7 protein-coding genes are annotated in these 7,282 nt (G+C 52.1%); 4 read left to right on the plus strand and 3 right to left on the minus strand.

All coding sequences use genetic code 11. From position 1 onward, the window contains the following. Nucleotides 1-8 precede the first annotated feature (8 nt). Entirely contained in the window at nucleotides 9-1,376 is a 1,368-nt protein-coding gene (locus ACQY8X_RS05295; protein WP_428034105.1) for a Do family serine endopeptidase, read from the minus strand. Nucleotides 1,377-1,443: 67 nt separating this feature from the next. Next, entirely contained in the window at nucleotides 1,444-1,923 is a 480-nt protein-coding gene (locus ACQY8X_RS05300; protein WP_428034106.1) for an Hsp20 family protein, read from the minus strand. A 223-nt stretch (nucleotides 1,924-2,146) separates the two neighbouring features. On the opposite strand from ACQY8X_RS05300, the gene pyrC reads away from it, so the two are divergent. Both pyrC and ansA read left to right on the plus strand, forming a co-directional pair. Then, complete coding sequence (gene pyrC / locus ACQY8X_RS05305) at nucleotides 2,147-3,181, plus strand: dihydroorotase (RefSeq protein WP_428034107.1); 1,035 nt, start codon at nucleotides 2,147-2,149, stop codon at nucleotides 3,179-3,181. Nucleotides 3,182-3,243: 62 nt separating this feature from the next. Further along, nucleotides 3,244-4,254 carry an asparaginase gene (gene ansA / locus ACQY8X_RS05310; RefSeq protein ID WP_428034108.1) on the plus strand — a complete coding sequence of 337 codons (1,011 nt, stop codon included), beginning with the start codon at nucleotides 3,244-3,246 and terminating at the stop codon, nucleotides 4,252-4,254. A gap of 53 nt (nucleotides 4,255-4,307) precedes the next feature. Here the strand turns inward: ansA and ACQY8X_RS05315 are convergent, their stop codons facing one another. Continuing rightward, nucleotides 4,308-5,627 carry a diguanylate cyclase domain-containing protein gene (locus ACQY8X_RS05315; RefSeq protein ID WP_428034109.1) on the minus strand — a complete coding sequence of 440 codons (1,320 nt, stop codon included), beginning with the start codon at nucleotides 5,625-5,627 and terminating at the stop codon, nucleotides 4,308-4,310. A 303-nt stretch (nucleotides 5,628-5,930) separates the two neighbouring features. Here ACQY8X_RS05315 and ACQY8X_RS05320 point away from each other — a divergent pair, with 303 nt between their 5' ends. Next, nucleotides 5,931-6,566 (plus strand): methylthioribulose 1-phosphate dehydratase, encoded by a 636-nt coding sequence (locus ACQY8X_RS05320; RefSeq protein WP_428034110.1) that lies wholly within the window; start codon nucleotides 5,931-5,933, stop codon nucleotides 6,564-6,566. Between the two features lie 10 nt (nucleotides 6,567-6,576). Continuing rightward, a complete protein-coding gene (gene mtnC, locus ACQY8X_RS05325; RefSeq protein ID WP_428034111.1) occupies nucleotides 6,577-7,263 on the plus strand; it encodes an acireductone synthase in 687 nt (228 codons plus the stop codon). The last annotated feature ends 19 nt before the right edge of the window (nucleotides 7,264-7,282 follow it).

Here is a 7,282-nt window from a genome sequence, read left to right on the forward strand (position 1 = left end):
CGGTTAACTCAGCGGATCACCAGAAACAGTGAAATATTATCTCTGATGATTTTCAGCAGTACTGATGAGTCATTTTGACTCAGTGCCCGACGCAGGGTTTCAATGTCATGCGCCGCAATCCGGTTAGCACTGACAATAATATCGCCGGGACGAATACCACTGTAGGCCGCCCGGGAATTCGGTTTCAGCCCGGAAACCACCACCCCGCCGTCAGGATTATTTTTAAATTGCGCGCCTTCCAGTAACGGGTGCATGCTGTTGCCGCTATAGCTCAGCTCTTCGCGGGCAACCACCCTGACGTCCAGGGCCAGTGTTTTGTTCTGCCGCAAAATGCTCAGTTTAAGTATATCTCCGATCACTGACATCGATATCTGACTGCGAAAATGGGCAGGTGACCTTACTTTGGTTGCGTTGATATAGGTGACGATATCCCCCGCTTCGATACCGGCGGCCGCAGCCGGAGAGTGTTTGTCTACCTGGGTAATGAGGACTCCCTGTTGGCTATTTTTCAGGTTAAAGGCTTCCGAAAGTTGTGGCGTTATCTCCTGTACGGCGATGCCGATAGCGCCCCGCTTTACTTCGCCATAGGCGAGTAGTTGACGCATACTGGCACTGACCATATTGGCCGGAATCGCGAAGCCTATACCGACATTGCCTCCAGCCGGGGCGATAATTGCAGTATTGATCCCTACCAGTTCTCCCCGGAGATTGACCAGCGCTCCGCCTGAGTTGCCCGGGTTGATTGAGGCATCGGTCTGAATGAAATTTTCATATCCTTCTATGCCCAGACCGCTGCGGCCGATGGCACTGACAATCCCGGTTGTCACCGTCTGACCTAGTCCGAAAGGGTTGCCGATGGCAACAACGAAGTCGCCAACCCGCACCGCAGATGAATCGGCTATACGGACCTCTGCGAGGTTTTCAGCTTTAATTCTTAATGTGGCGATATCCACTTCCGGGTCGCTGCCGATGATCTCTGCGGCAAAACTTCTGCCATCAATCAGGCTTACCTGCACCTCATCAGCGCCCTTGATAACATGATAGTTAGTCACGACAACGCCATCACTGGCATTAACGATTACCCCGGAACCGGCGCTTTGCTGTTTTCTTTCCGACGGTTGATACTGTGGTAGCTGTTCATCAGGAATATTAAAAAATCGGCGGAAAAAGGGGTCGTTAAGAAGCGGGTTATAGCGGTTAATCTGGGTTGAGTAGGTGGCGATATTGACCACTGCCGGATTGATCTTTTCCAGCATCGGTGCCAGGGATGGCAGGGGGCCCTGATCTGGCAGGCTCACCGGCAGACCGGCTGAAACGCTCGGGCCGAAGATGAGGCTGCATAGAAATATGATGATTGTGGATAACTTATTTCCCATAGCAAACACCGTCAGCCGTTATTATAAAATAGCTCAGCTGCCACAGGGGCAGCCGAGCTGTAGAGTCTCAGTGTGCCTGCTCTCGCGTTGCAGGCTGATGATCCAGCGATTGCCGGGGTTGCGTCTGGAGGTCATTAATCGGTATCTCTCGTGGCTTCATCTCCTCGGGTACCTCTTTCACCAGAGTAATATTCAGCAGACCGTTTTTCAGCTCGGCACCGCAAACCTCAACATGTTCTGCAAGATCAAACTTACGTTCGAAGGTTTGGTGTGCGATCCCTTTGTAGAGATATTTCACCTGCTCATCTTCAGGTTTTGCTCCCTTCACGATCAGAACATCTTTTTCGACTGAGATCTCAATATCCGACTTTTCAAACCCGGCTACTGCCAGCGTAATGGCGTAGCGATTATCAGCCAGAGCCTCGATGTTGTAAGGGGGATAGCCGGATGAGAGGGTATTGCTGCTGAGCGCGCTGTCCAGCAGCGAGGCTAGCCGGTCAAAGCCAATACTGTTGCGATAGAGTGGGGTAAGGTCAATTGTGTTCATAAGATATCCTCCATAAGAAGCGATATAAAATAAATCAATGTAGAAACCGGGTGCTTCTTCGTCAGAAGCGATCCTCCGGTAGTTTGCAAAATTGGGATCGATGGCGAGATTTTCAAGTCTTTTCATCCGGATGGCGGTGAAAGCCTGCAGTTTGCTTTTCGCCCTGCTCAGGCACCGCTATAATACCCGACTCAATATTCTCTGTGCGTAGGATTCCCGCTTTATGACAACCCTCACTATCCGTACCCCCGATGACTGGCATCTGCATTTTCGTGACGGTGATATGCTGTCAGAGACAGTTCCGGCCACCGCGCGCTGTTTTCAGCGGGCGATAGTGATGCCAAATCTGGCGCCGCCGGTGGTCAATGCTGAAATGGCGATGGCTTACAAAGCACGGATTATGGCCGCACGTCCTGCAGGCTCAGCTTTTGAGCCGCTGATGACCCTCTACCTCACCAATGCCACTAGCGGTGAAGATATCGTTGCCGCGAAAGCGGCAGGTGTGGTTGCCGCTAAACTCTACCCGGCGGGCGCTACAACCAACTCGGCGGCTGCGGTGACTGATCTGGAAGCGATGTATCCGGTCTTCGAGGTGATGGCGGAACAGGGGATGCCGCTGTTGGTGCATGGCGAGGTAACTGATCACCATATCGATATCTTTGATCGCGAAAAAGAGTTTATTGATCAGAAGATGAGTAAAATCGTTGCGCGTTTTCCGCAACTGAAAATTGTATTTGAACATATTACCACCGCAGATGCGGCGCACTTTGTACAGGATGCCTCTGATAATGTCGCGGCTACCATTACGCCGCAGCACCTGCTGCTAAACCGAAATGATCTGTTGGTTGGTGGCGTACGTCCCCATAACTTCTGTTTGCCGGTATTAAAACGTAATACCCATCAGGCGGTTCTGCGACAGATGGTGCAGGCGGGTTCGCCTAAGTTTTTTCTGGGAACCGATTCAGCACCCCACGCCAAAGAAGCTAAAGAGAATGCTTGTGGTTGTGCCGGTTGTTACAGTGCCTGGAGTGCCATTGAGCTGTATGCTCATGTGTTTGAAGAGTTGGGTGCGCTGGATAAACTGGAAGGGTTTGCCAGTAACTTTGGTGCCGATTTCTATGGTTTACCGCGTAATGAAGGCAGTATTACTCTGGTACGTGAAGAGTGGACCCTGCCAGCAGAGATTACTCTGCCAGACGGTCGCCCAATCGTGCCATTCTTTGCTGGCGAGAAGGTTAGCTGGAAGTTACAGGCATAATGAATTGAGGCCCGGTGTTATCCGGGCTTTTTTATCTCCTCGTGGCAGTGTTTAATTAGCCTATGAAACGAAAAATATTGATTATCTATGCCGGTGGCACCATCGGTATGCAGGCTTCGGCAAATGGTTATGTGCCGGTGGCCGGTTTTGAACAGCAGCTACGTGCCCAGTTAAGCGGACCCGGGGACGCTCAGTTGCCAGCGTTTGAGGTGCTGGAGCTGGAGCAACTGATCGACAGTTCCAACCTGCAACCACACCACTGGACAGTGCTGGGCGGGATAATCAGAGCGCACTGGTCGCAGTACGACGGTTTTATTCTGTTGCACGGCACCGATACCATGGCATATACCGCTTCAATGTTGTCATTTATGTTACAGGGGATGGATAAACCGGTGATCGTCACCGGCTCGCAGATCCCTCTGGCGCAGCTGCGTAATGATGCACGTGATAATCTGCTGACATCGATGATGTTTGTCGCAGCTTATGATATTCCCGAGGTCTGTATCTGCTTTAATGGACGTCTGCTGCGTGGCAATCGTGCCAGTAAGCTTAAAAGCAGCGCCTTAGATGCGTTTGATTCGCCTAATTACGCCTGGTTAGGCGAGGCAGGAATCCATATCGAGCTGCATGCTGAACGGTTGCTACGGCACGGCAGGAGTGATTTTAACGTCCCCGATTTTAATCCAGATGCGCTGGTGGTTTTGCCGATCTATCCGGGCATCTCCGCAGGTATTGTCCGCGATCTGCTGAGCCGCCCGGTTGTTAAAGGGGTGGTGTTGCACACCTATGGCGCGGGTAATCCTCCGGACGCCAACGGCGAGTTGATGGCGGAGTTGGAAAACGCTGTCAGACGCGGCGTTATTATCGTCAATGTGACTCAGTGTCTTCAGGGGCAGGTTAGCCAGGGCGCCTATGCGACCGGAGCAACACTGAACCGGATCGGCGTCATTCCCGGCAGCGATCTGACGCTGGAAGCCGCTTTTACCAAACTACACTTTCTGTTGGCAACTCAGTCTGCAGACCGGGTTAAAGAGTTGATGCTTCAGAGCCTCTGTGGCGAGATGGCAGAATAAGATCATTTTTCCCCAGTATGCGGCCGGTTGTTTCTCTTCCCTAGTGGTGAAGACTAGCGTGCCGGGTCATGATCCGGGCTGTTTTCAATCGAGTAATTTGCTTTGCCGTGTTTTTTAACACGATACATCGCGTTATCGGCAACTTTGATCAGCTGCTCCAGCGTTTTACCGTGATCAGGAAAGAGGGAGATACCGACGCTGGCGCTGACACTCACCTGAGTGGGGATGACGGTCGAATCTTTAAGGATTATCTTCTCCTCCAGACGATGGATGATCTTTTCTGCTACGGTCGTTACGCTGGTTCTATCACGAATATCATCCACCAGAATAATAAACTCATCCCCTCCGATACGGGCGATCTGATCCGCTTCGCGTAATAAGCCTGATAAGCGCTGGGCGATCTCCCGCAATACCCGGTCGCCAGTATCGTGACCCCAGCTATCATTGATCGTTTTAAAGCCGTCGAGATCGATAAACATCACCGCCAGCTGCTGTCTGCTGCGTTCCGCTCTGGCCAGATAGCTGGGCGCATGCTGCAGCAAAAAGTTAAGTGAGGGAAGGCCGGTCACCGCATCATAATGGGCCATTTTGCGCAGCTCTTCCTGGGCTTGGTGGGCTTCATCCAGCGCTTCATACAGCGGTGTCACATCATATTCAGCCATCAGAATCAAAAAATCACCGCTCAGGGGGTGACGGGTAATGCGAATATCGAGGGTATGCTGACGTAAGCCTGTGCTGGTGCGCATCAGGTGGGTCCAGCGTCCCCCTTTGTCACTGATCGCCTGCTGTAATCGGGATTCACCCTCTGCCGGGACGGCGAAGCGGGCACTGAAGGCTGACCATTCGTCAGGCTGTTTGGCGGCGAGATGTTTATAGGCTTCGGTTGCCGCCGGATTTTCTATGACGATCTCCCCCTCAAAGGTGAAGCTGGTGACCATCACGGTGGTATAGCGCATCGCCTCAACCAGCAGCAGGTTTTCCGGTGTATCTCCCAGATTAACCTCTTCGTTGATATAGGCGATGATCGCCCGGTGACGCTCAGGACCGACCAGCACAGCCCGGTGTTTCATATACAGAGTCTTGGGTTTGCCGTCAGGATAGGTGGTCCAGGGATCAATCGTCAGACCGTTTTTGACAGCCAGTTCAAAGGTCTGCGCTGTCCGGTCACGGGCGCCCTGGGTATCGCCGGACAGATCTTTGTTAACCAGCTCATCCAGCTGGCTGAGCCCCCAGAACTTCAGCGCGGGCTGGTTGCCCCACCACCATCCATGTTTATCCAGATCAAAGATCCAGACCACATCCGGTATCAGTTCGTAGAGGGCCAGTTCAGCATGGGTTTTGATATGAATAAGGTGTGGGTAATCGTCTTTCATCAGTGGTTTCAATCTGTCTCTCTGAAGCGCCCGGGTGATGGTGCGCCTTAAATAAGTACCGGGAATAAAGCGGAGCTGCACTGGGGCTGTAAACTCTGGGTGCAATCACAGCGGCGTTGCTTCTTAATTATGGCACTTACGGGAGGAAGCGTGATGCCGGACAGGCGGGTTTGTTACCCGAAATAGTAACTCTGGTTAGTCTGAGTGTCGTTTGATACGGGATGCACGTCCGGTGAGAACAGGCTTCGTCAGCGGCATAAAATCGAGTACACTAGCTTGCAATTTTACAGTGGATACAGATTCATGCGAGCAGCCATTCCTTCAGCTATTGTTTCATCAGTCCTCATCGACGCAGGCCGCTGGATCGACGCACAGGGCTGGTGTCCGGCGACCGGTGGTAATTTTTCTGCGCGGTTATCCGATGATCAGGCTCTGGTAACGGCCTCAGGACGCCATAAAGGACGGTTAACGGATGCCGACCTGCTGATCGTGGATCTGGATGGTCAGCCTGTTGAAAGCAAGCTTAAACCCTCAGCGGAGACATTACTGCATACCCGGTTGTATCAGCTGGATTCTGCTATCGGTGCGGTGCTGCATACCCACTCAGTCGCCTCTACAGTGTTGTCACGATTAGAGACGCACGACTGGCTGGCACTGTCCGGCTATGAGATGCAGAAATCGTTAGCGGGAAATCAGAGTCATGAGCCTGTTATACAGTTGGCGGTCTTCGATAATACTCAGGATATGCAGGCACTGGCAGAGCAGCTAACTTTACGCTGGCAGCAAACACCCCTCAACTGGGGATTTTTAGTGCGTGGTCATGGCCTCTATGCCTGGGGGCATGATGTGAATGAGGCACGTCGTCATCTGGAAGGGCTGGAGTTTCTGTTTGCCTGTGAGCTGGAGATGCGCCGTCTGGCTGTGGTAAAGAGTCTATAAAAGGTAACCCATGACGATTAAAGCGATTCTGACCGATATTGAAGGCACAACGACGGATATTAATTTCGTCCATAAGGTGCTGTTTCCCTATGCCTATGATCATCTGCCCGGTTTTTTGCGCAGCCATTCGGATGATGCCGCTGTGCAGTCTGTGCTGAGCGATGCCCGGATCGAACTGGGTCAGCCTGAGGCCGACCTGGAAACGCTGATCAGTGCATTTCTTGACTGGATAGAGCAGGATAAAAAAGTGACCGTATTGAAAAGCCTGCAGGGGCTTATCTGGGTGACTGGATATGAACAGCGGGATTTTACCGGTCACCTTTATAACGATGCTTATGAGTATCTGCAACGGTGGCAGCAGCAAGGGTTAAAACTCTATGTATTTTCATCGGGTTCGGTCAAAGCACAGAAATTGTTATTTGGTTACAGTGATTTCGGTGATCTGACACCGCTGTTCAGCGGTTACTATGATACGAATATCGGCCATAAGCGGGAGGCGAGTGCTTACCAGAAGATTGCTGCCGATGTGGGCCTGCCTGCTGCTGAGATCCTGTTTTTGTCCGATATCAAAGAGGAGCTGGATGCCGCGCAAGAGGCCGGGATGCAGACCTGCTGGCTGTTGCGCGAGGCTGAGGCTCTTGATGCCAATGCCGCACACCCTCAGGTTAAAGATTTTAACGCCATCGAGCCTGAATAAACCGAACAAAGAGCAAGGA

Source organism: Amphritea sp. (assembly GCF_050300915.1).
Taxonomy (GTDB): domain Bacteria; phylum Pseudomonadota; class Gammaproteobacteria; order Pseudomonadales; family Balneatricaceae; genus Amphritea.